The sequence below is a fragment of the Variovorax sp. UC122_21 genome, assembly GCF_044056785.1.
Lineage (GTDB): Bacteria > Pseudomonadota > Gammaproteobacteria > Burkholderiales > Burkholderiaceae_C > Variovorax.
Genome location: NZ_CP172003.1, coordinates 356,963 through 378,122, shown reverse-complemented (window position 1 = coordinate 378,122; position 21,160 = coordinate 356,963). Strand labels below are relative to the sequence as shown.

Below are 21,160 nucleotides of genomic sequence, written 5' to 3'. Positions count from 1 at the left end.
GCCGGGCCCCGGCGAGCAACTGCGGCCGCCGGGGGTCAATGCACCTTCGGGAAGCCGTGGCGCTCGGCCAGCAGCGCGAGGATGCGGCGCGTGTCGGTCACGAAGCGCAGGGCGCCGAGCGACTGCGCGTCGGCCGGTGCCGGCGGCTCGTCGCCGAACACCAGCACCGGCAGGCTCTGGTGCGCCTCGTCGAGCACCGCCACCACGGCCGCGCGCGGGCGCGGGAACGGCAGCCGGTGCACCTCGAGGCGCGCGGCCTGTTCGGGCGCCGAGGCCAGCAGCCCCTCGATGGGCAGGCCGTCGGGGCAGACGAAGGCATCGCCCGGGTGCTTGTCGTCGGTGAAGCCTGCCTCGAGCAGGAAGAGTCGGTCGCGGCTCATGCGAGGAATCCTTTGGAAGTCGGTGAAATGAAGAACCCAACGATGGAGCGAAGCCGCTCGCGGGCGAACGAAGAAAAGCACATGTGCATATCCGCATCGCGCGCTTGCGTTCGGGCGCCGGAGGCAGCGCGATGAGCGAGGCGGGCGCGCGCCGCCAGATGCACCTGGGCGCCTTCTTCTTCGGCGTGGGCCATCACCTCGCGGCCTGGCGCCACCCGGACGTGGACCCGGGCGCTGCGAGCCGCATCGAGGCGCTGCGCGAATGGACGCGCATCGCCGAAGCCGCGAAGTTCGACGCCATCTTCTTCGCCGACAACGTCGGCCTGCCCGGGCCGCCCGACGCGGTGGTGGCGAAGAACGCGCTGTGGTATCCGCTCGATCCGCTGGTCACGCTGGCGGCGCTGTCGCAGTCGACCACGCACATCGGGCTGGTGGCGACCGTGTCGGCCACCTACCTGCCGCCCTACCACCTGGCGCGCAAGTACGCCTCGCTCGACCAGGTCAGCGGCGGGCGCAGCGGCTGGAACCTCGTGACCTCGGGCAGCGATTTCGAGGCGCGCAGCTTCGGCCTGCCGCAGCAGTTCGCGCATGCGCACCGCTATGCGCGCGCCCATGAGTACGTGAAGATCGTCAAGGGCCTGTGGGACACCTGGGAGGACGATGCCTTCGTGCACGACAAGGCGGCCAACCGCTTCTTCGATCCCGCGAAGCTGCACCGCGTGGCGCACGAGGGCGAGCACTTCACGCTGCATGGCGGGCTGCAGACGCCGCGCGCGCCGCAGGGCTATCCGGTGCTGGTGCAGGCCGGCTCGTCGGGCGACGGCCAGGACCTGGCGGCGGCCACGGCCGAGGTGGTGTTCACGGCCCAGCAGACGCCCGAGGATGCGCGCGCGTTCTACGCCGGCCTCAAGGCGCGGCTGGCCGCGCACGGACGCGGCCCCGATTCGCTCAAGATCCTGCCGGGCATCTCGCCCTTCGTCGGGCGCAGCCAGCAGGAGGCGCAGGAGAAGTTCGAGCAGCTGCAGGGCCTGATCGACCCGGTGCTCGGCGTCGGGCTGCTGTCGACCTTCCTCGGCAACGTCGACCTCTCGGGCTATGCGGTCGACGATCCGTTTCCGCAGGACCTGCCGGTCACCGAGGGCTGGAAGAGCCGCCAGGCGCTGTTCTCCGAGATGGCGCGCCGCGACGGCCTGTCGATCCGCCAGCTCTACGAGAAGGTGGCGGGCGCGCGCGGCCACTGGACCGTGGTCGGCACGCCCGAGGCTATTGCCGACCAGCTCGAGCACTGGTTCAGCACCGGCGCGGCCGACGGCTTCAACGTGCTCGCGCCGACGCTGCCGCACGGCCTGGGCGACTTCGCGCGGCTCGTGATTCCCGAGCTGCAGCGACGCGGGCTGTTCCGCACCGAATACACCGGCCGCACGCTGCGCGAGCACCTGGGGCTGGCACGGCCCGCGCATCCTGCCGCCGTGGCCGCATCGATTCCTTCCCACCGGCACGCCGAAGCATGAGCGAACCCACCAAATTCCTCTGGTACGTCCCCAACCAGGTCGTGGCCGGCCATCGCGGCGACGCCGCCATCGAAGGCCACAACAGCCTCGATACGCTGACCCGGCATGCCCTGGCGCTCGAGGCACACGGCTGGAAGGGCGCGCTGCTCGGCGCCGGCTGGGGCCGGCCCGACACCTTCACGGTGGCGACCGCGCTCGCGGCGCGCACCACCCGCTTCGAGCCGCTGATCGCGATCCGCCCCGGCTACTGGCGGCCGGCGCAGTTCGCCGCGGCAGCGGCCACGCTCGACCACCTGAGCGGCGGCCGCGTGCGCATCAACATCGTCTCGGGCAAGGACCAGCTCGCCGCCTATGGCGACAGCGAGGGCGACCCCGCGCAGCGCTATGCGCGCACGCGCGAGTTCATCCACCTGGTGCGCCGGCTCTGGACCGAGGAGGGCGTGACGTATCGTGGCGAGCACTTCGGCGTGGAGAACGCCACCGTGCAGCCGCGCATCGAGGTGCGTGGCGCGCGGCGCCATCCGACGATCTATTTCGGCGGCGCCTCCGAGGCGGCCGAGCGGGTGTCGGCGACCGAGGCCGACGTGCAGCTGTTCTGGGGCGAGCCGCGCGACGGCATCCAGGAACGCATCGAGCGGCTGAAGGCGCTGAGCCAGAGCCTCGACCGCGATCTTCCGCCGCTGCGCTTCGGCCTGCGGGTCACGACGCTGGTGCGCGACACCACCGAGCAGGCCTGGGCCGATGCCGAGGCCAGGGTGGCGCAGATGGCGCGCGGCGCGGCACCCGGCGAGCCCGACCGCGCGCAGGCCGTGGGCCAGCGCCGGCTGCTGCAGTTGCACGAGCGCGGCGAGGTGCTCGACGACAACCTCTACACCACGCCCGGCAAGTACGGCGGCGGCGGTGCCGCCACCACCTGGCTCGTGGGCTCGGCGCAGGACGTCGCGCGCTCGCTGCGCAAGTACCAGGCGCTGGGTATCACGCATTTCGTGCTGTCCGATACGCCCTACCTCCACGAGATCCGCCGGCAGGGCGAGCAATTGCTGCCGCTGCTGCGCGATGCCGCCGCATGACCAACCCCTCTTCATCGCCATGACCTCTGCTTCTTCCAATGGGCCCGGCCCGCGCTTCGGCATCTGGGCGCTGGTGCACGGCAGCCGCGCCGCGCTGCAGGACCCCGACGAACCCTACGACGCCTCGTGGCGGCGCAACCGCGCGCTGGTGCTCGAGGCCGAGCGGCTCGGTTTCGACTCGGTGCTGGTGGCGCAGCACACGGTCAATCCGCACGATGGCGAGAGCGCGCAGCTCGAGGCCTGGACGGCGGCCGCGGCGCTGGCCGCGTTGACCTCGCGCATCGAGATCATCGCGGCCATCAAGCCCTACCTCTATCACCCCGCGGTGCTCGCGAAGATGGCGCTGGGCATCGAGGAGATCAGCGGCGGGCGCTTCGCGATCAACCTCGTCAACGCCTGGAACCGGCCCGAGCTCGAGCGCGCCGGCATTCCCTTCGCCGAGCACGACGCGCGCTATGCCTATGGCCGCGAATGGATCGAGGTGGTGGAGTCGCTGCTGCGCGGCGAGCGCACGCGCTTCGCGGGCCAGCACTTCAAGCTCGACGACTACCGGCTGAGCCCGGCGGGCCTGCATCGCGCGCGGCCGCGCATCTACGTGGGCGGCGAGTCGGAGCCGGCGCGCGCGCTGGTGGCCGATCGCGGCGACACCTGGTTCATCAACGGCCAGCCGCTGGCCGACGTGCAGGCGCTGATCGCCGACCTGCGGCGCCGCGAGCGTCCGGCCGGCTGGGCGCCGCTGCAGTTCGGCCTCTCGGCCTTCGTGGTCGCGCGCGAGACCGACGAGGAGGCGCGCGCCGAGCATGCGCGGCTGCTCGCGCTCGCGGCGCTCGACGCCCCGCTGCGCGCGGCCAACAAGCCCAATATCGATCCCAAGGCCGTGATGTTCCAGACCGCGCAGAAGTCGCCGCGCGTGGGGTCGAACGGCGGTACCGCGGCCGAGCTCGTGGGCAGCTACGACAGCGTGGCGCGCCGCATCGAGGCCTTCCACGCGGCCGGCATCGAGCTCTTCATGCTGCAGTTCCAGCCCTTCGAAGCGGAGATGCGCCGCTTCGCCGATCATGTGCTGCCGCGCGTGGCCGGCGCGGCCGCGCGATCGCTCGAAGCACGCGCGGATGCCGCCCTGGCCTGAGAGCGTCCATTTCGAGAAAGAGCAGCGTCCCATGTCCATTGCATCTTCCGCCGTCATGCCCGGCCTTCATTCGGACCGGCGCCGCGCGCTGCTGCTGGGCCTGGCCGCAGCGGCCATCGCGCCCGCTGCCATGGGCGCGACCGATCCCGCGCTCGCCGCGCTGCAGTCGGCGATCGACGGCCCGCAGCGCAGCGCGGCCGACCGCGCGCGCGACGGCGCGCGGCATCCGCTCGAGACGCTGTCCTTCTTCGGCCTGCGGCCCGAATGGTCGGTGGTCGAGATCGCGCCGGGCGGCGGCTGGTACACCGAGATCCTCGCGCCCTTCCTCAAGGCCCGCGGCCGCCTCTACGCGGCCCACGCGCCGGCCGACGGCACGCCCGAGCAGCAGCGTGCCCGCGCGGCCTTCGCGAAGAAGCTCGCGAGCGACCCCGCCGACTACGGCCGCGTGGTGCTCGGCACCCTTCCGACCGACCGCTTCACCGACATCCACCCGCCCGGCGGCGCCGACGCGGTGCTGACCTTCCGCAACATCCACAACTGGATCGCCGACGGCCATTTCGACGAAACCTTGCGCGCTTTCTTCGACGTGCTCAAGCCCGGTGGCGTGCTCGGCGTGGAGGAGCACCGCGCGCCGCCCGGCACCTCGCTCGCACGGACCATCGACAGCGGCTATGTGGCGCAGGACTTCGTGATCGCGCGCGCGCCGCGCGGCCGGCTTCGTGTTCGACGGCGAGAGCGAGATCAACGCCAATCCGCGCGACACGCGCGACCATGCGAACGGCGTCTGGGCGCTGCCGCCGACCCTTCGCGGTGGCGAAGTCGATCGTGCGAAGTACCTTGCCATCGGCGAATCGGACCGCATGACGCTGCGCTTCGTGAAGCCGCGGCGCGGGGTGGCGCGCGCCCAGAAACGAAGCGCGCGAGCCGACGCGTAGCGCATTCGCGGCGTTTTCCGACAGAAGAAACAGCGGCCGGGCTTACGCCGCGACGCGCCGAGCTGCGAGCATGGAGGCGCATTTCTTTGCCCCATGGAGTCTCCCCATGAACCCCACCAGACTTGCCGTCGCAGCGGCCATCGCCGCGCTTTCGATGTCAGCGGCGCTCGCGCAGAATCCCGCGCCTCCGACGCCGGCGCCGGCCGGCGGGGCCGCCGCGACGTCGAATGCGCAGGGCAGATTGACCTCCGATGAATGGATCGCCGCGGGCGCCGGCGTCGCCATGTTTGCCGCGGCCATCAGCGGCAACAACGGCAATTCGGGCGGCGGCTTCGGCCTGATCCCCGGCACCGGGACCACCGGCACGACGGGAACGACCGGGCGCTGAGCGCGAGGCGTTCGCAGCCGCTCAAGATTCGGCCTGTTTGGCCCCCTCGGCGATCTTGTGGGGCAGCCACAGGAACGTCTCCCGATCCTTTGCGCCGAGGCCGGCGCACACCTCGTCGTCGATCGAGCGCAAGACCTCGCGCCCCCGGCGGCGGGCAACTGGCCTTGGCCAAGGCCGGTCTGCTCGAGGATTTCCTCGCGTTGGCGCGCCATGAGGACCAGGGGCAACGCGGGCGCGAACAGCCTGCTGGCGCACATGGACCAAAGGCGCGCGGGGGAGTGAGGGACACCCAGCACGCGAGAGCGCCTCAGCTGCGCAGCGCCGTCACCTCGATCTCGATCTTCATGCGCGGATCGGCCAGCCCCGCCGAGATCATCATCGCCGCGGGCCGCACCTCGCCGAAGTACTTGCGCAGCACCGGCCAGCAGGCCTCGAACTCGGCGCCGTCGGGCAGCACATAGGTCACGCGCACCACGTCGCGCAGGCTGGCGCCGGCCTCCTGAAGCGCCGCCTCGATGTTCTTCAGGCATTGCTCGGCCTGTTCCACCACGTCGTCCGAGATGGTCATGGTGGCGTAGTCGAAGCCCGTTGTGCCCGAGACGAACACCCAGTCGCCCGCGACGACGGCGCGCGAGTAGCCGATCTGCTGTTCGAAGGTGGAGCCGGAGCTGATGAGCTTTCTGGTCATGAGAGTGGTCCTTTGCGAAATGGGGTGGGTGGGGCAGGGAACGGCGGCTCGACTCTACCGGCCGGGGGCCGGGCCCGTTTCCGCCGGGCGCGTCATCCTCTAAAATGAGAACCATTCTTATTAATCCGGTGCCCCGTTCCTTGGAACCACCGGCCAGAGGTCCTCTTGGCGTTCACCGAAGCCGCATCCGCTCAGCCCGTCGAAGTCCTGTACAGCGACCACCATGGTTGGCTGCGCGGCTGGCTGCGCAAGCGCCTGGGCAATGCCTTCGACGCGGCCGACGTCGCGCACGACACCTACCTGCGCATCCTCTCGACCGGCCGCGTGCCGCAGCCCGAGGAGTCGCGCCGCCACCTGACGCAGATCGCCAACGGCCTGGTGATCGACCTGTACCGGCGCCGGCAGATCGAGGCCGCCTACCTCGAGGCCATCGCCTGCATGCCCGCGGCGCTGGCGCCCTCAGAGGAGGAACGCGCGCTCGCGGTCGAGGCGCTGGTCGAGGTCGACACCATCCTGCACGGCCTGCCGGCCAAGGCGCGCACGGCCTTGCTGCTGTGCAGGCTCGAGGGGCTGAGCTACCGCGAGATCGCGCAGCGGCTGAATGTCAGCGTCTCCTCGGTCGAGAAGTACGTCGCGGCCGGCCTGCAGGCCTGCTACCGGGTGATGCATGGCTGACGTGCGCATGAACCCGAGCCCCGCGCTGCCGGGTCCGCTCGATCCCGCGGTGGTGCGGCGCGCGGCCGAATGGATGGCGCGGCTCTGGTCGGGCGAGGCCAGCGACCAGGACCGTGCGGCCTGCGAACGCTGGCGCGCCCAGCATCCGGACCACGAACGCGCCTGGAACCGGCTGCAGTCCTTCGAGGACACGCTCCATGCCCTGCCGCGCGAAGCCGCGCGCCACGCGCTGCGCGAGCCGGTGCGCACGGGCCGGCGCCGCGCGCTGCAATTGCTGGGACTGACGGCCGCCGTCGGCGGCATCGCCGCGGCGCTGCGCGGCAACGAGACCTGGCAGCTCGCCGCGTCCGACCACAGCACGCGCACCGGCGAGATCCGCGAGATCGCGCTGCCCGACGGCACGCGCGTGGTGCTGGGCACGGCCACCGCCATCGACCTGCGCTTCGACGCGCACGAACGCCGACTGGTGCTGCGCGCCGGCGAGATCCTGGTGACCACCGCCCCCCGATCCCGCCGGCGCGCACCGTCCGTTCCGCGTCCACAGCCGGCAGGGCAGCGTGGAGGCGCTGGGCACGCGCTTCATCGTGCGGCAGGAGGCCGAGGCTTCGCGCGTGGCCGTGTTCGAGGGCGCGGTGGCGGTGCGGCCGGCGCGCGCGCCCGAGGCCATGGTGCGCGTGGGCGCGGGGCAGGGCACCGTGTTCTTCGCCGACCGTGCGCAGGCGCCCGATGCCGTGGCCGACAGCACGGCCGCCTGGACCCGCGGCGTGCTGGTGGCCGAGGACATGCGCGTCGCCGATTTCGTCGCCGAACTGGCGCGCTACCGGCCCGGCGTGCTGCGCTGCGATCCCGAGGTGGCCGAGCTGCGCGTGACCGGCGTGTTCTCGCTGCGCGACACCGACCGCGCGCTCGAGAACCTCGCGCTTGCGCTGCCGGTGTCGGCGGCCTACCGCACGCGTTACTGGGTCACGGTGCGGGCCCGGTAGACGGTCGGCGGCCGAAACTTTTTTCGTTTTTTTCGCGTTGCGGCTTGAGGTTCCGCCTTTCTCGTCCGGAAGACATGGGAGCACCAGACATCTTCCGAACTGAAAGGACCCCCGTCATGGCGAAACGCCTCCCGCAGCGCCCCCTCCCTCCACGCAGGCCGAGGCGCGCCGCCCCGATGGCCGCGCCGAGCCGCCTCGCGGCCGCGCTCTGGATGGGGCTCGCGCTCGGCGCGACCACCGTCGGCCTCGCGCAGGCCCAGCCCGCGGGCCAGGCCGCGGCCGATGCCAGGCGCGGCTTCAACATTCCCGCCGGCCCGCTCGATCGCGCGCTCGGCAGTTTCGCGAGCGCTGCGGGCGTCGAGCTGTCGGTCGATGCCAGCCTGCTGCGCGGCCGCAGCAGCACCGGCCTGGCGGGCAACTTCACGGTGCGCGAAGGCTTCGCCGAGCTGCTGCGCGGCCATGGCCTGCAGGCCGTGCGCCAGGCCAACGGCAGCTTCACGCTCGATGTGGCACCCCCGCCGCCAGCGCCGACCGGCGCGGGCGAGGTGCAGGCCGGCCACGGCATGCTGCCCGAGGTGCGCGTGCACGACAGCGCGCCACCCGAGACCGCCACCGGCCCGGTGGTCGGCTATGTCGCGAAGCGCAGCGCCAGCGGCACCAAGACCGATGCCTCGCTGCTGGAGACGCCGCAGCTCGTGAACGTGGTGACGCGCACGCAGATGGACGACCAGGGCGCGCGCACCGTGGCCGAGGCGCTGCGCTACACGGCCGGCGTGCTGGCCGAGCCCAACGGCTTCGACGTGCGCTACGACTGGAACTACATCCGCGGCTTCAACACCTTCGGCACCCAGTGGCTCGACGGCCTGCCGCTGCCCGGCGATCCGGCCAGCTATGCGGTGCCGCGCATTCCGGGCTATGCGCTCGAGCGCGTGGAGGTGGTCAAGGGGCCGGCCTCGGTGCTCTACGGCAAGGCCATACCGGGCGGCCTGGTGAACCAGGTGACGAAGCGGCCGCAGGCGGTCGCGCAGCGCGAGGTGCGGCTGTCGGCCACCCACTTCGGCGGCGCCGAGCTCGCCACCGACCTCACGGGGCCGCTCGACGAGGACGGCAAGTTCCTCTACCGGCTGATCGCGTTGCGGCGCGATGCGCACACGCAGGTCGACCTGGAGCGCGACCGCCAGACCATGATCGCGCCCAGCCTCACCTGGCGGCCGTCGGCCGACACCTCGCTCACCGTGCAGGCCCACTACCAGAAGGACGATCCGCGCATGAGCCCGCGCTTCTACCCGGTGGTCGGCTCGCATGTGCCGAGCCCGGTGTTCGGCTACATCCCGCGCAGCCTGTACCTGGGCGAGCCGTCGACCGACAGCTTCAACCGCAGCTACAAGTCGCTGGGCTACAGCTTCGAACACCGCTTCAACGACACGGTCTCGGTGCGCCAGAACCTGCGCTACGGCCATGCCGAGCAGGACATGTTCCTGGTGCGCGTGCATCCCTTCAATGCCTACCAGCCCGACGGCCACACGCTCAACCGCGTCTCGGCGATCTCGGACGACGACATCCGCTCGCTCTCGGTCGACACCCAGCTCGAGGCGCGCCTGCGCACCGGCCCGCTCGCGCACACGCTGCTCGCCGGCGTCGACCACCTGCGCGGCAAGCTGTCCTTCAACTTCGCCAACAGCGCCATCGGCGTGCCGCCGCTCGACGTGCTGAACCCGGTCTACGGCCTGCCGGTCACTCGGCCGAGCAGCTACACCAACTCGACCTTCCAGGCGGTGCGCCAGACCGGGCTGTACCTGCAGGACCAGATCCGCTGGGGCCGCGCCATCGCCACGCTGGGCCTGCGCCACGACCGCTCGTCCATCGACACCACCAACCGCATGCTGGCCGCGCGGCCGGTGGTGCCGACCGAGGACTCGGCCACCACCGGCCGCGTCGGCCTGGGCTACGTGTTCGACAACGGCGTCGCGCCCTATGCGAGCTATTCCACCTCGTTCCTGCCGGTCACCGGCGTGGACCGCTACAACCAGCCGTTCCGCGCGCAGAAGGGCCGGCAGTTCGAGCTCGGCCTGAAGTACGAGCCGACCGGCGGCTGGGGCTTCATGACCGCGTCGCTCTACCAGAACGACCTCGAGAACAGCCTCACGCCCGACCCCATGGACTCGCAGCGCTCGGTGCAGTCGGGCCGGCAGCGCCTGCGCGGCCTCGAGCTCGAGGCCAAGGCCGAGCTCACGAAGCGGCTCAGCATGATCGCGGCCTACTCGTACACCGACTCCGAAGTGCGCAGCAGCAACGACCGCAACCAGCTCGGCCGCCCCACGCTGCGCACGCCGCGGCACCAGGCCTCGGCCTGGCTCGACTACCGCTTCGAGAGCGTGCCCGGCCTGCAGGCCGGCATCGGCGCGCGCTACATGTCGGCCTACGACACCGCCGGCACCTACGACCCCTACCTGCGCGTGCCCGCGCTGTTCCTGTGGGACCTCGGTGCCTCCTACGACCTCGGCCTGCTCGGCGATGCCTGGAAGGGCGCGCGGCTGCGCCTGACGGTGGCCAACGTGTCGGACCGGCGCTATGTCTCGCACTGCCTGATGCTGGCCGGCTCGCCCTGCAACTACGGCGCGCGCCGCACCGCCACCGCCACGCTCTCGTACGCCTGGTGATGGCGGCGCTCGCAGGTCTTTGCACGCTGCTCGGCGCGCTGTGCGTGTACCGGGCCGCGCCGCATCAGCGGCTCGGCGGTGCGCTGTCGAAGCCGCGCGTGTGGCGAGGCATCGGCGGCGTGCTGGTCGCGCTCGGTGCGGGGTTGTTCTGCCGCGCGCTGCAGCCGGCGGCCGGCCTCTTCAGCGCCCTCACGCTCCTGATGTGCGCGTGGATCGCGCTGCCGTACGCCACCGCGCTGCGGCGCTCGCCGAGCGAGGACCGCCATGGCGCGCGCTGAGGACCGGAGCGGCGCGACCTGGTGCGGGCTTGCGCTCGCGGGCGCGCTGCCCGGCTTCGCGCTCGCGATCGCGCTGTCGGGCCTGTTCGCCTGGCTCGGGCCGGGCGGCATGGCGCCGCTCAACAAGTACCAGTTCAACATGTGGATCGTGCCGCCGCTGTGGCTGGGCATCTGCTCGGCGGTGTTCATGTTCCGCTCGGCCCTGCGTGCCTGGGCCTGGCTGGGTGGCGCCACCGCCGTGGCGGGCGCGGTGCTGTTCGCCGTGCGCCATCTCTCGGGCTGAGCCATGCGCGCCGACACCCTTCGCACCTACAAGACGGTCCACACCTGGACCGGCATCGTCGCGGGCCTCGCGCTGTTCATCGCCTTCTATGCCGGCGCCCTGACCATGTTCAAGGGCCCGCTCGACCGCTGGGCCACGCCGCCCGCCGTGGCGGCGGCGCAGTCGCCGGGCGCCGACGAATTGATCGCGCAGACGCTGGCCGCGCGGCCCGATGCGCGCGCCGATTTCACCCTGCATCGGGCGCGGCACGGCGCGCCCGAGCGCGTGGCGTGGAAGGCGCGCGGCGAGGAGCGCGGCTGGAGCGCCAGCTTCGCGGCCGACGGCACGCTGCGCATCGCACCCGACGCGCCAGCTGGCCTCGGCCAGTTCATCGACGTGGTGCACCGCACCGTCGCGCTGCCGGTCGACCTCGAGACCGGCACGCTGGTCATGGCCGTCGTCAGCGCGCTCTATGCACTGGCGATCGTCTCGGGCGTGGTCGTGCTGTGGCCGACGCTGGTGAAGGACTTCTTCGCCCTGCGCGTCGGGCGCAACCTCAAGCGCATGTGGCTCGACGCGCACAACGTGATCGGCATCGTGAGCCTGCCGTTCCATCTGGTCATGGCGCTGAGCGCGGTGGTGTTCGGCATGCACGACCTGATCTACGACGCGCAGAAGGCCGTGGTCTACGGCGAGCCGCGCTTCGAGCGGATCTGGAAGGCCAGCGGCCCCTTCAGCGCGATCCGCCCCGATCCCGCGCCGGCCGCGCTGCTGCCGCTGCCCGCGCTCGAGGCGCGCGTGCGCGCGCAGGCCGAGGGCTTCGTGCCGCACACGCTGCGCTTTCGCGGGGCCGGCACGGCCGGTGCCGCGGTCTGGATCGCGGGCGACATGGCGTGCTGCATGACGCGCCAGGCGCAGGGATCGTTCGTGCTGGCGAGCGCGGTCGACGGCCGGCTGCTGCACACCGAGTACCTGGCGGGGCAGCAATCGGGCTGGATGGCCTCGGTCTCGGCCTTCTTCGCGCTGCATTTCGGCGCCTATGGCGGCGGCACCGTGCGCTGGGGCTATTTCTTCCTCGGGCTGGCCGGGGCCTTTCTTTTCTATTCGGGCAACCTGCTGTGGGTGGAGTCGCGCCGGCGTGCCGAGCGCGGCGGGGCACGCGTCGAGCAACGCCGCTCGAGCCGGTGGATGGCCGCGGGCACGGTCGGCGTGTCGCTCGGCTGCGTGGCGGCGCTGTCGCTCACGGTGGCGGCCGAGAAGTGGCTGTGGGCCTGGCAGGGTGAGGTGCCGGCGCCATGGCGCGAGCATGTCTATCACGCCGTGTTCCTGGGCAGCGTGGCCTGGGCCTTCCTGCGCGGCGCTTCGCGGGGTTCCGTCGAGCTGCTCTGGCTGGCCGCGGCCGCGGCCCTGGCGGTGCCGCTGACCGGCATCGCCGGGTGGCTGCTGCCGTCCTCGGGGTTGTGGCTGCGCGCCGATGCGCTGGGCGTGGATGCCTTCGCGCTGCTCGGTGCCGCTGCCTTTGCCTGGATGGCGCTGCGCACGGCCCGCCGCGCGCGCGAAGGGCCGGCGGACAGCGTCTGGGCGGCGCGCGCATCTCGGCCGGCAGGCTGAGCCCGTGACGCGCCGGCGCCGGTCGTGGCGACGGGGCACTTTCCTCAGGCCCGCCACGCCGGTGTCCGACAAACCCGGCATGCCCAAAACTGTAAATTCCTGTGTCAGCGAACCGGATTCTTCGGTTATTTTCCCTGCCGACCTGGCGGGGCCCGGTCGCGACAACGAGGAGCAAACGCGTGAGGCATTGGTGGCTGGCGGCGGGTCTTTCAGTGGCGGGCAGTCTGGCGTGGGCGCAGCCCGCGTGGTTCACCGTGGTCGGCGATCCGCTCGACAAGGCGGCCGACACGGTGCAGGTCGACCCCAACCGCATCGCGGCACCGCCGCCCGCGGAAGGCGAGGCGAGGCCCGAAAAGCCGCTGATCGAGATGAACGTGCGCGTGAACCGCTCGGGCCCACGCTTCAACTGGGACCGCGTCCCCTATCGCTCGTACGAATCGCGCGTGGTCTTCGACTGCCAGGCGAAGAGCGCGACCTATGTGCAGGCGCGCTTCTATGCCGAGCCGCTGTGGCGCGGCGAGCCGCACCAGGTCGCCGACTACAGCGCGGCGCCCAAGCCGATGCGTTTTCTCGACATGACGCCGAATCCGACGGCGCGGATCGTGCGGGCGGCTTGCCGGATGCGGGCGAGCTGAGCCAAAGAAAAAGGCGGCCGATGGGCCGCCTGTGCGAGGGTGAGGGGCCCCGGCTTACTTCGCCGTAGGCATCACGAACTCCGCCCCCTTCGGCGTGCTCTCGGGCCAGCGCTGCATGATCGACTTCTGCTTCGTGTAGAAGCGCACGCCTTCCTCGCCATAGGCGTGCATGTCGCCGAACAGCGAGCGCTTCCAGCCGCCGAAGCCGTGCCAGGCCATCGGCACCGGGATCGGCACGTTGATGCCGACCATGCCGACCTGGATGCGGCGGCCGAATTCGCGTGCCACGTTGCCGTCGCGGGTGAAGCAGCTCACGCCGTTGCCGAATTCGTGGGCATTGACGAGGTCGACGGCGTCCTTGAAGTTGGCGACGCGCACGCACGACAGCACCGGGCCGAAGATCTCTTCCTTGTAGATGCGCATCTCGGGCGTGACGTGGTCGAACAGGGTGCCGCCCATCCAGAAGCCGTCGTCGCAGCCCTTGCCGGCCTTGGCGCCGTCGAACTGGCGGCCATCGACCAGCAGCTTCGCGCCTTCCTTCTCGCCCTGGGCGATGTAGCCGGTGATGCGCTCGTGCGCGGCACGCGTGACGATCGGGCCCATCTCGGCCTCGAGGTTCTCGCCGTCGAGCACCTTCAGCGTCTTGGTGCGCTCGATCAGCTTCGGCATGATCTTCTCGGCCGCGTCGCCCACCAGCACCGCCACGCTGATCGCCATGCAGCGTTCGCCGGCCGAGCCGTAGCCCGCGCCGATCAGCGCGTCGACGGCCTGGTCGATGTCGGCGTCGGGCATGACCACCATGTGGTTCTTCGCGCCGCCCAGGGCCTGCACGCGCTTGCCGTGGCGTGCGCCGGTCTCGTAGATGTAGTTGGCGATCGGGGTCGAGCCCACGAAGCTCACGGCCTTGACGTCGGGATGCTCGAGCAGCGCGTCGACCGCGGCCTTGTCGCCCTGCACCACGTTGAACACGCCGTCGGGCAGGCCGGCCTGCTTGAGCAGCTCGGCGATGCGCAGCGAGGGGCTCGGGTCGGTCGGGCTGGGCTTGAGGATGAAGGTGTTGCCCGCGGCGATCGCCACCGGGAACATCCACATCGGCACCATCACCGGGAAGTTGAAGGGCGTGATGCCCGCGACCACGCCCAGCGGCTGGCGCAGGGTCCAGTTGTCGATGCCGGTCGAGACCTGGTCGGTGAAGTCGCCCTTGAGCAGCTGCGGAATGCCGCAGGCGAACTCGACGATGTCGATGCCGCGGCTGACTTCGCCCTGCGCGTCGGTGAACACCTTGCCGTGCTCGGCGGTGATCAGGTGGGCCAGCTCGTCCTTGTGCTGGTTGAGCAGCTCGAGGAACTTGAACATCACGCGGGCGCGGCGCAGCGGCGGCGTGTCGGCCCAGGCCGGGAAGGCGGCCTGCGCGGCGGCCACGGCGGCGGCGACCTGGCTGGCATCGGCCAGGCCGGCGCGGCCGGTGACGGCGCCGGTGGCGGGGTTGGTCACGTCCTGCGTGCGGCCCGAGGTGTTGGCCACGGCCTGGCCGGCGATGTAATGGTCGATGGACTGGATGGGCATGGTGCGTGTCTCTCGTGTGGAAGGAGGCGGGGATGCGAAGGAATGCGGGGGGTCGAGGGCCAGTTTAGGCAGCGCGGTCGCCCTCGCCTAGACGCGAAGCTTGAACTTATTGTTTGCCATAGTGAACAATGGATCCATGAAGACCCAAAATATCGAGTCGCTCTGGACCCACCTGCACTGGCTCACGGTGCTGGCGCAGCAGGGCAGCTTCACGGCGGCGGCGCTGCGGCTCAACGTGAGCAAGGCGGCCATGAGCCAGCGCATCGCCGAGCTCGAGCGCGCGGCCGGCGCCTCGCTGGTGCAACGCACCACGCGCAGCGTGCGGCTCACCGAGGCCGGCCAGCGGCTGGTGGAGGACATGCGCGGGCCCTTCGAGCAGATCGCCCACAGCTTCGAGGGCGTGCGCGATCTGGCCGGCGTGCCGCGCGGGCTGGTGCGCGTCACGGCGCCGGTGGCGCTGGCGCGCCAGCAGCTGGTGCCGCGGCTCGCGGCCTTCCTGCGCGCGCAGCCCGAGGTGCGCATCGAGCTCGACATGTCGGACCGCCTGAGCTCGCTCGCAATGGAGGGCTTCGACCTCGCGATCCGCCACACGGCCGCGCCGCCCGATACCCACGTCGCCTGGACCCTGTGCGACACCCGCTCCGTGCTGGTCGCGAGCCGCGCCTACCTGCGCCGCCGCGGCACGCCGCGCGAACCGCAGGCGCTGGCCGGGCACGACTGCCTGCACTACCCGCGCGCGCAGGAAACGCCGACCTGGCATTTCGAGGCGCGCGCCGCGGCCTCGAAGGCGGCGGTGCAGCGCATCACGGTGCCGGTGTCGGGACCGCTGGTGGCCAACAACAGCGAGGCGCTGCGAGACGCGGCCGTGAGCGGCCTGGGCATCGCGCTGGTGCCCGACTTCAGCGCGCAGTCGGCGCTGCAGTCGGGCAAGCTGCAGGAGGTGCTGCCGCAATGGCGCTCGGTTGGTGCCTTCGGCGAGAAGCTCTATGCGATCCGCCCTTATGCCACCCATGTGCCGCGCGCCGTGGCCGTGTTCGTGGCCTGGCTGCGCGAGACCCTGGCCGAGGGCTTCGACGCGTGATCGAAGCACCGACAATGCAACGCCACGGCGCAGGCGCGCCGCACCTCCCTCTCTTCTCATGACACGTTTTCTCCACACGGCCGACTGGCAGATCGGCCGCCAGTTCGCGAGCTTCGACCCCGAGCACGCGCCGATCCTGGCCGAGGCGCGCATCGCCGTGGTCGAACGCCTCGCCGCGCTCGCGCTCGAGCACCGGGTCGACGCGGTACTGGTCGCGGGCGATGTGTTCGATGCCCAGACCGTGTCCGAGCGCACGTTGCGCCGGCTGTTCAATGCGCTCGCCGCCTATCCGGGCCCGTGGCTGCTGATCCCCGGCAACCACGACGCCGCGCTGGCCGAGAGCGTGTGGACGCGCGCGCAGCGCCTGGGCGCGGTGCCGGCCCACGTGCACCTGCTGCTCGCGCCCGAGCTGCGCCTGTTCGAGGCCCAGGGCTTCGCGGTGCTGCCCGCGCCGCTCGCGCAGCGCCACACCTACAACGACCTCACGGCATGGTTCGACGAGGCCGACACGCCCGCGGGCCTGCTGCGCATCGGCCTCGCGCACGGCAGCGTGCAGGGCCTGCTGTCGGAGGACATCGATTCGGCCAACCCGATCGCGCCTGAGCGCGCGACGAGCGCACGGCTCGACTACCTCGCGCTCGGCGACTGGCACGGCTGCAAGCGCATCGACGCGCGCACCTGGTACGCGGGCACGCCCGAGCCCGACCGCTTCAAGGACAACGGCTCGGGCCAGGCGCTGCTGGTCGAGATCGACGCGCCCGGTGCCGAGCCGCGTGTCACGCAGCTGCAGGTCGGCCGCTTCCGCTGGCAGGCCATCGCCGGCGTGCTGCAGGTCGCGACCGACGCCGATGCGCTCGAAGCGCAGCTCGAGGGGCTCGATGCGAACGACGTGGTCGACCTGCGCGTGCAGGGTCGCATCGACCTCGCGGGGTTGCAGCGGCTGCAGGCCGCGATCGGCCGCGCGGAGGCACGCGCGCGCCACCTGCAGGCCGACCTGTCGGCGCTGCGGCTCGAGCCCACCGACGAGGACATCGCCGGCCTGCGCGCCGACGGCTACCTCGGCGAGGTGATGCAGGAACTGCGCGAGGCCCAGGCCGGCGCGGACCCGGCGCAGGCGCGCATCGCGCAGGACGCGCTGGCGCTGCTCGCGGCCGAACTCGCGCGCGGCGCGGCGGAGGGAGCCCGGCCATGAAGCTGCAGATCACCCGCATGCGCGTCGAGCAGCTGCGGCGCTTTCGCGCGCCGTTCGAACTCGACGGCTTCGAGCCCGGCCTCAACATCGTCGCGGCCGCCAACGAGGCCGGCAAGAGCACGCTGGTGCGCGCCATCCGCGCTGCCTTCTTCGAGCGCCACCGTTCCACCCAGGTCGAGGACCTGCGCCCCTGGGGCGAGGGCACGGGCGCCGCGCCGCAGGTCGAGCTCGACTTCCTGCTCGACGGCCAGCCGCACCGGCTCATGAAGAGCTTCCTCGCGAAGAAGCGCTGCGTGCTCGATGCCGGCGCGCGCAGCCTCGAGGGCACCGAGGCCGAGGACCACCTGGCGCAGCTGTTCGGCTTCTCGTTCGCGGCCAAGGGCGCGAGCCGGCCCGAGAACTGGGGCATTCCGGGGCTGCTGTGGGTGGAGCAGGGACGCGGCCAGGAGCTCGACGTGAGCCATGCGCGCGACCACCTGCACGATGCGCTGCGCGACCCGGCCGGCGATGCCGCGGCACCGCTGGCCGCGAGCGGCGGCGATGCGCTGCTCGACAGCCTGCGCGCGCAGCGCGACGAGCTGCTGACCTCGACCGGCAAGCCGCGCGCCGCCTATGCCGAGGTCATCGAGCAGGCCGCCGCGCTGCAGGCGCAGCGGGCCGCGCTCGATGCGCAGATCACCACCTACCGCGAGCAGGTCGACCAGCTCGCGCTGATGCGCCAGCAGCACCAGGCCGACGAGACGGCCCGGCCCTGGGACGCGCTGCGCGAGGAGCTGCAGGCCGCGCAGACGCGCAACGAGTCACTGCAGGCCGGCCAGGCGCAATTGCTTGGCGACCGCGCACGGTTGCGGCAGCTGCAGGAGACGCGCGACCTGCTCGCCAAGGCGCTCGAGGGCCTGGCGCAACAGCAGGCGACTGCGCAGGCGCGCGAGCGGGCCGCCGAGGAGGCCGAACGCCAACTGCGCGAGAGCGACGAGGCCGTGGCCCAGGCGCGCACGCAGGCCGACGCGGCGCAACGGCGCGTCGATGCCGCGCGCGAGGCCTGGCGCGCGGCGAGCCAGGAAGCGCAGCGGCGCGGCCTGCAGCAGCAACTGCAGCAGGCGCAGGCCGAGGTCGCCCGCCATGCCGAGAACCTCGCGCGCGCCGAGGAGGCGCAGGAGCGGCTCGCGGCCCTGCGTGCCACGGCCGCCTCCACACCGGCGATCCAGCCGGCCGAGCTCGACCGGCTGCTCAAGCTCGAACGCGCCGAGCGCGATGCCGACCTGCGCCGCCAGGCTGTCGCCACGCGATTGCAGTTCGTGCTGCCCGAAGGCCAGGCGCTGCGCCTGCAGGCGCGCGGCGAAAGCCACGAGCTGCGCGCCGAGGGCGAACGGCTCGTCGACGCGCCCGCCACGCTGCACCTGCCCGGCGGCGGGCAACTGATCATCACGCCCGGCGGCAACGACCTCGCGGGCCTGGCGCGCCAGCATGCCGATGCGCGCGAGGCGCTGCAGGCGGCGCTGCGCTCGCTCGGCGTGGACGAGGTCGCGCAGGCCCAGGCGCGGCAGCGCGCCGCGGCCGACCTCGAGGCCCAGACCCGGCTCGCGCAGCAGGCGCTGGCGATCGTCGCGCCGCGCGGCATCGACACGCTGCGCGGCGAGCATGCCCAGGCGCAGGCACGCCATGCGGGCGCGCAGGCCGCGCTCGAACGGCTGCCCGCGCCGCCCGCGGGCGAGCCGCCGTCGATCGAAGAGGCCGAGGCCGCGCAGGAAGCCGCCGTGGCGGCCGAGCAGGCGTTGCGCAAGACCTTGGGCGAGGCGCAGCGCCGCCAGTCGGCCGCGCAGGGCGCGAGCGAGGCGGCGCGGCGCGAACTGGCCGCGGCCCAGGCCACGCTGGCCGACCCGGGCCGCCAGCAGCGCCAGGCGCAGGCCAACCAGCAACTGCTGACCGCCAGCGCCGAGGCCGATGCCCTGGCCGCGCGCATCGAGCTCACCGAGACCGAGTTGCAGGCCGCGCGGCCCGACATCGTGCTGCAGGACATCGAGCGGCTGCGGCGCAGCATCGAGCAACTGATGCGCGGCCACCAGCAGCGGCGCGAACAGCTGCTGGTGCTGGAGAGCGGCCTGCAGCAGGCCGGCGCCCAGGGCCTCGAGGAACAGCGCGAGGCGCTGGCCGGCCAGCTCGCGCAGGCGCAGCGCCGGCAGGCGGACCTGCAGCGCCGTGCCGAGGCGCTGTCGCTGCTGTGCCGCAAGCTCGAACAGAAGCGGCAGGCCACGCTGACCCGACTGCAGGCACCGCTGCAGGCGCGCATGCAGCACTACCTGCCGTTGCTGATGCCCGGCGCCACGGTGGAGATGGATGCGGGGCTCGCGCCCGCCACGCTCACGCGCGCGCGCCTGGGCGGCACGGTGGAGAGCGGGCAGTTGCAGGAACTGAGCTTCGGCGCGCGCGAGCAGCTACGGATCATCAGCCGCTTCGCCTATGCCGACCTGCTGCAGGAGGCGGGCCGTCCGACCCTGCTGATCCTCGACGACGCGCTGGTGCACAGCGATGCGCCGCGCCTGGCGCAGATGAAGCGGGTGCTGTTCGATGCGGCGCAGCGGCACCAGGTGCTGCTGTTCACCTGCCATCCCGAGAACTGGCGCGATATGGGGGTGGCGCTCAGGGCCTTGGCCTGAGCGTTGTTCGTTCGCTGGAAGAGGCGGGTAAAATGGATATCTTCGAGATATCCAAAGGAGTGATGGCATGCCCACCCGTTCCCTCGCCAACCAGATCGCTTTTCGTTACCGCCCGGTCGACAGCGCCACCGGGGTGACGCGCGAAACCGCCAAACGCCTGGCGGAGCACCTGGGCGTGGACGAAACGCAGGCCATTCACCAGGCGTTGCATGAACTGGCCGTGCGCGTGCTGCCGCAATACGAAGCCGACGAGGGCCCGTTGACGGCAGCCCAAGTCCGGCAGATCAGGAAGAAGGTACCGCAGGGTGGCAAGCGCTCGGTGCGCTCGAGCCTGTTCGATACGGAGACCGCATGATTCACCAGTGGTGGGGCGAGCCCACCGCTGGCGAGATCGTCTGGTGCCATTTCCCCGATGACATCCATCCTCGTCCGAAGCCGCGACCCGCTTTGATCCTCACGGTGTTCGACGACGATGCACCCCGCTTCACCGTGCGCGTGGCCTATGGCACCAGCCAGCGCACCACGACATTGCACCGAGGAGAATTTGCCATCCTGCGCGACCGCCACCCGGCCGCCTATGCGGCTGCCGGGCTGAGCTACGACACGAAGTTCGATCTCAAGCAGACGCTCGAGCTGCCCTACAGCACCGAATGGTTTTCGGTGCCGCCTGCGGCACCTCACGGGCAGATGCCCAAGCTGGGGGTGCTGCACCCGTCCATCGTGCGCGCCGTTCAGGCTGCGTTCCGGGCAGCAGCAGAGTGACAAGTGCGAGAGCGCCCCGCCTTACTTCGCCAATCCCACCGGCATGCTCGCCAGCGAAATCTCTTCGGGTTGCGTCTGCACCGACACGGCCGACGCGGGTGCCTGCGCCACGGCCGCCCGCTCGCGCTGCACCGCGAGGTAGAGGCAGGCCATCGTGACGACCACCACCACCAGCGACACGAGCACGGTCCATGTGGCGAGCGAAGCCTCCTTGTGGCCGCCGCCATCCGCGATCCAGTTCTTTTGCGCCACAGCCATTTTGGGAACCTCCAGGAATATGGCCGCAATGATCGCGAGGGGCGTCGGGGACGGCACGTCGGACGGCGCCGATGGCGCATGTAACTGGATGCCTCCTGCGCCTGGCGGCGGCGTGCTCAATCGGTGGCGACCAGCTTGAGCCCGATCACGCCCGCGAGGATCAGGCCGATGCACAGCAGCCGCAGCGGCGCCGCCGAATCGCCGAGCACGAGAACGCCGACGATCGCGGTGCCCGCGGCGCCGATGCCGGTCCAGACCGCGTAGCCCGTGCCCATGGGCAGGGTGCGCATCGAGAACGACAGCAGCACCACGCTCGACAGCCCCGTGGCGACCGTGAACAGGGCCGGCACCAGCCGCGTGAAGCCCTCGGAGGACTTCATCGCGAAGGCAAAGGCGATCTCCAGCAGCCCGGCGATGCCGAGCAGGGTCCAGGCCACGC

22 protein-coding genes and 1 pseudogene are annotated in these 21,160 nt (G+C 71.7%); 18 read left to right on the top strand and 5 right to left on the bottom strand.

Going from position 1 to position 21,160, the window contains the following annotated elements:
- Positions 1 to 35: 35 nt before the first annotated feature.
- Positions 36 to 380 carry a DUF3088 domain-containing protein gene (locus ACHMXE_RS01900; protein WP_057591200.1) on the bottom strand — a complete coding sequence of 115 codons (345 nt, stop codon included), beginning with the start codon at positions 378 to 380 and terminating at the stop codon, positions 36 to 38.
- A gap of 131 nt (positions 381 to 511) precedes the next feature.
- Here ACHMXE_RS01900 and ACHMXE_RS01895 point away from each other — a divergent pair, with 131 nt between their 5' ends.
- Genes ACHMXE_RS01895 through ACHMXE_RS01875 form a run of 5 tightly spaced genes read left to right on the top strand, consistent with a single transcriptional unit; the run spans position 512 to position 5,413 of the window.
- Complete coding sequence (locus tag ACHMXE_RS01895) at positions 512 to 1,891, top strand: LLM class flavin-dependent oxidoreductase (RefSeq protein ID WP_395346510.1); 1,380 nt, start codon at positions 512 to 514, stop codon at positions 1,889 to 1,891.
- Positions 1,888 to 2,961: an LLM class flavin-dependent oxidoreductase gene (locus ACHMXE_RS01890; protein ID WP_395346508.1), complete on the top strand. Its 1,074-nt coding sequence runs from the start codon at positions 1,888 to 1,890 to the stop codon at positions 2,959 to 2,961. Before ACHMXE_RS01895 ends, ACHMXE_RS01890 begins: the two co-directional genes overlap by 4 nt.
- A 19-nt stretch (positions 2,962 to 2,980) precedes the next feature.
- Positions 2,981 to 4,090: an LLM class flavin-dependent oxidoreductase gene (locus ACHMXE_RS01885; RefSeq protein ID WP_395346507.1), complete on the top strand. Its 1,110-nt coding sequence runs from the start codon at positions 2,981 to 2,983 to the stop codon at positions 4,088 to 4,090.
- 31 nt (positions 4,091 to 4,121) lie between these two features.
- Positions 4,122 to 5,135, top strand: a complete 1,014-nt coding sequence (locus ACHMXE_RS01880; RefSeq protein WP_395346506.1) for a class I SAM-dependent methyltransferase — start codon at positions 4,122 to 4,124, stop codon at positions 5,133 to 5,135.
- A complete protein-coding gene (locus ACHMXE_RS01875; protein ID WP_395346504.1) occupies positions 5,132 to 5,413 on the top strand; it encodes a hypothetical protein in 282 nt (93 codons plus the stop codon). Before ACHMXE_RS01880 ends, ACHMXE_RS01875 begins: the two co-directional genes overlap by 4 nt.
- 307 nt (positions 5,414 to 5,720) lie before the next feature.
- On the opposite strand, the gene ACHMXE_RS01870 is transcribed toward ACHMXE_RS01875, so the two are convergent.
- Positions 5,721 to 6,101 carry a RidA family protein gene (locus ACHMXE_RS01870; RefSeq protein WP_395346502.1) on the bottom strand — a complete coding sequence of 127 codons (381 nt, stop codon included), beginning with the start codon at positions 6,099 to 6,101 and terminating at the stop codon, positions 5,721 to 5,723.
- 165 nt (positions 6,102 to 6,266) lie between these two features.
- On the opposite strand from ACHMXE_RS01870, the gene ACHMXE_RS01865 reads away from it, so the two are divergent.
- The 8 genes and pseudogenes from ACHMXE_RS01865 to ACHMXE_RS01830 all read left to right on the top strand — a co-directional run bounded on the left by ACHMXE_RS01865 (position 6,267) and on the right by ACHMXE_RS01830 (position 13,205).
- On the top strand, positions 6,267 to 6,776 hold the full coding sequence (locus ACHMXE_RS01865; RefSeq protein ID WP_395346501.1) for a sigma-70 family RNA polymerase sigma factor: 510 nt from the start codon (positions 6,267 to 6,269) through the stop codon (positions 6,774 to 6,776).
- A pseudogene (locus ACHMXE_RS01860) lies at positions 6,769 to 7,233 on the top strand (DUF4880 domain-containing protein); the annotation flags it as partial. The gene ACHMXE_RS01865 and the pseudogene ACHMXE_RS01860, both read left to right, overlap by 8 nt.
- A gap of 100 nt (positions 7,234 to 7,333) precedes the next feature.
- Positions 7,334 to 7,759 carry a hypothetical protein gene (locus ACHMXE_RS01855; RefSeq protein ID WP_395347400.1) on the top strand — a complete coding sequence of 142 codons (426 nt, stop codon included), beginning with the start codon at positions 7,334 to 7,336 and terminating at the stop codon, positions 7,757 to 7,759.
- Positions 7,760 to 7,875: 116 nt separating this feature from the next.
- Positions 7,876 to 10,419: a TonB-dependent siderophore receptor gene (locus ACHMXE_RS01850; RefSeq protein ID WP_395347398.1), complete on the top strand. Its 2,544-nt coding sequence runs from the start codon at positions 7,876 to 7,878 to the stop codon at positions 10,417 to 10,419.
- Positions 10,419 to 10,697: a hypothetical protein gene (locus ACHMXE_RS01845; protein ID WP_395346499.1), complete on the top strand. Its 279-nt coding sequence runs from the start codon at positions 10,419 to 10,421 to the stop codon at positions 10,695 to 10,697. The genes ACHMXE_RS01850 and ACHMXE_RS01845 overlap by 1 nt, the downstream gene beginning before the upstream one ends.
- On the top strand, positions 10,684 to 10,980 hold the full coding sequence (locus ACHMXE_RS01840; RefSeq protein ID WP_395346497.1) for a hypothetical protein: 297 nt from the start codon (positions 10,684 to 10,686) through the stop codon (positions 10,978 to 10,980). The genes ACHMXE_RS01845 and ACHMXE_RS01840 overlap by 14 nt, the downstream gene beginning before the upstream one ends.
- A 3-nt stretch (positions 10,981 to 10,983) precedes the next feature.
- The gene (locus tag ACHMXE_RS01835; protein ID WP_395346495.1) at positions 10,984 to 12,570 is read left to right on the top strand and encodes a PepSY-associated TM helix domain-containing protein; all 1,587 of its coding nucleotides are present in this window, start codon (positions 10,984 to 10,986) and stop codon (positions 12,568 to 12,570) included.
- A 179-nt stretch (positions 12,571 to 12,749) separates the two neighbouring features.
- Positions 12,750 to 13,205, top strand: a complete 456-nt coding sequence (locus ACHMXE_RS01830) for a surface-adhesin E family protein (RefSeq protein ID WP_395346494.1) — start codon at positions 12,750 to 12,752, stop codon at positions 13,203 to 13,205.
- A 54-nt stretch (positions 13,206 to 13,259) separates the two neighbouring features.
- Here ACHMXE_RS01830 and ACHMXE_RS01825 read toward each other — a convergent pair whose 3' ends face one another.
- The gene (locus ACHMXE_RS01825) at positions 13,260 to 14,771 is read right to left on the bottom strand and encodes a CoA-acylating methylmalonate-semialdehyde dehydrogenase (RefSeq protein WP_395346493.1); all 1,512 of its coding nucleotides are present in this window, start codon (positions 14,769 to 14,771) and stop codon (positions 13,260 to 13,262) included.
- A gap of 136 nt (positions 14,772 to 14,907) precedes the next feature.
- Between ACHMXE_RS01825 and ACHMXE_RS01820 the strand changes: the two genes are divergently transcribed.
- The 5 genes from ACHMXE_RS01820 to ACHMXE_RS01800 all read left to right on the top strand — a co-directional run bounded on the left by ACHMXE_RS01820 (position 14,908) and on the right by ACHMXE_RS01800 (position 20,463).
- Positions 14,908 to 15,852, top strand: coding sequence for a LysR family transcriptional regulator (locus tag ACHMXE_RS01820; RefSeq protein WP_203206999.1), 945 nt, complete (start codon positions 14,908 to 14,910; stop codon positions 15,850 to 15,852).
- Between the two features lie 58 nt (positions 15,853 to 15,910).
- Positions 15,911 to 17,044, top strand: a complete 1,134-nt coding sequence (locus ACHMXE_RS01815) for an exonuclease SbcCD subunit D (protein ID WP_395346492.1) — start codon at positions 15,911 to 15,913, stop codon at positions 17,042 to 17,044.
- Positions 17,041 to 19,701, top strand: a complete 2,661-nt coding sequence (locus ACHMXE_RS01810) for a GTP-binding protein (RefSeq protein WP_395346490.1) — start codon at positions 17,041 to 17,043, stop codon at positions 19,699 to 19,701. The genes ACHMXE_RS01815 and ACHMXE_RS01810 overlap by 4 nt, the downstream gene beginning before the upstream one ends.
- A gap of 67 nt (positions 19,702 to 19,768) precedes the next feature.
- Positions 19,769 to 20,056: a hypothetical protein gene (locus ACHMXE_RS01805; protein WP_209539729.1), complete on the top strand. Its 288-nt coding sequence runs from the start codon at positions 19,769 to 19,771 to the stop codon at positions 20,054 to 20,056.
- A complete protein-coding gene (locus ACHMXE_RS01800) occupies positions 20,053 to 20,463 on the top strand; it encodes a hypothetical protein (protein WP_209539728.1) in 411 nt (136 codons plus the stop codon). The genes ACHMXE_RS01805 and ACHMXE_RS01800 overlap by 4 nt, the downstream gene beginning before the upstream one ends.
- Before the next feature lie 21 nt (positions 20,464 to 20,484).
- On the opposite strand, the gene ACHMXE_RS01795 is transcribed toward ACHMXE_RS01800, so the two are convergent.
- Together ACHMXE_RS01795 and ACHMXE_RS01790 are read right to left on the bottom strand one after the other, a co-directional pair.
- Entirely contained in the window at positions 20,485 to 20,721 is a 237-nt protein-coding gene (locus ACHMXE_RS01795; protein ID WP_395346488.1) for a hypothetical protein, read from the bottom strand.
- 116 nt (positions 20,722 to 20,837) lie between these two features.
- Positions 20,838 to 21,158 carry a DMT family transporter gene (locus tag ACHMXE_RS01790; RefSeq protein WP_395346486.1) on the bottom strand — a complete coding sequence of 107 codons (321 nt, stop codon included), beginning with the start codon at positions 21,156 to 21,158 and terminating at the stop codon, positions 20,838 to 20,840.
- Positions 21,159 to 21,160 lie beyond the last annotated feature (2 nt).

What these genes read in the sequence shown, in the direction of transcription:
- ACHMXE_RS01885 (WP_395346507.1), top strand. Translation starts at nt 2,981, where the DNA reads ATGACCTCTGCTTCTTCCAATGGGCCCGGCCCGCGCTTCGGCATCTGG.
- ACHMXE_RS01900 (WP_057591200.1), bottom strand. Translation starts at nt 380, where the DNA reads ATGAGCCGCGACCGACTCTTCCTGCTCGAGGCAGGCTTCACCGACGAC.
- ACHMXE_RS01795 (WP_395346488.1), bottom strand. Translation starts at nt 20,721, where the DNA reads ATGGCTGTGGCGCAAAAGAACTGGATCGCGGATGGCGGCGGCCACAAG.
- ACHMXE_RS01825 (WP_395346493.1), bottom strand. Translation starts at nt 14,771, where the DNA reads ATGCCCATCCAGTCCATCGACCATTACATCGCCGGCCAGGCCGTGGCC.
- ACHMXE_RS01890 (WP_395346508.1), top strand. Translation starts at nt 1,888, where the DNA reads ATGAGCGAACCCACCAAATTCCTCTGGTACGTCCCCAACCAGGTCGTG.
- ACHMXE_RS01840 (WP_395346497.1), top strand. Translation starts at nt 10,684, where the DNA reads ATGGCGCGCGCTGAGGACCGGAGCGGCGCGACCTGGTGCGGGCTTGCG.
- ACHMXE_RS01820 (WP_203206999.1), top strand. Translation starts at nt 14,908, where the DNA reads ATGAAGACCCAAAATATCGAGTCGCTCTGGACCCACCTGCACTGGCTC.
- ACHMXE_RS01835 (WP_395346495.1), top strand. Translation starts at nt 10,984, where the DNA reads ATGCGCGCCGACACCCTTCGCACCTACAAGACGGTCCACACCTGGACC.
- ACHMXE_RS01895 (WP_395346510.1), top strand. Translation starts at nt 512, where the DNA reads ATGAGCGAGGCGGGCGCGCGCCGCCAGATGCACCTGGGCGCCTTCTTC.
- ACHMXE_RS01880 (WP_395346506.1), top strand. Translation starts at nt 4,122, where the DNA reads ATGTCCATTGCATCTTCCGCCGTCATGCCCGGCCTTCATTCGGACCGG.
- ACHMXE_RS01870 (WP_395346502.1), bottom strand. Translation starts at nt 6,101, where the DNA reads ATGACCAGAAAGCTCATCAGCTCCGGCTCCACCTTCGAACAGCAGATC.
- ACHMXE_RS01845 (WP_395346499.1), top strand. Translation starts at nt 10,419, where the DNA reads ATGGCGGCGCTCGCAGGTCTTTGCACGCTGCTCGGCGCGCTGTGCGTG.
- ACHMXE_RS01875 (WP_395346504.1), top strand. Translation starts at nt 5,132, where the DNA reads ATGAACCCCACCAGACTTGCCGTCGCAGCGGCCATCGCCGCGCTTTCG.
- ACHMXE_RS01805 (WP_209539729.1), top strand. Translation starts at nt 19,769, where the DNA reads ATGCCCACCCGTTCCCTCGCCAACCAGATCGCTTTTCGTTACCGCCCG.
- ACHMXE_RS01850 (WP_395347398.1), top strand. Translation starts at nt 7,876, where the DNA reads ATGGCGAAACGCCTCCCGCAGCGCCCCCTCCCTCCACGCAGGCCGAGG.
- ACHMXE_RS01815 (WP_395346492.1), top strand. Translation starts at nt 15,911, where the DNA reads ATGACACGTTTTCTCCACACGGCCGACTGGCAGATCGGCCGCCAGTTC.
- ACHMXE_RS01810 (WP_395346490.1), top strand. Translation starts at nt 17,041, where the DNA reads ATGAAGCTGCAGATCACCCGCATGCGCGTCGAGCAGCTGCGGCGCTTT.
- ACHMXE_RS01800 (WP_209539728.1), top strand. Translation starts at nt 20,053, where the DNA reads ATGATTCACCAGTGGTGGGGCGAGCCCACCGCTGGCGAGATCGTCTGG.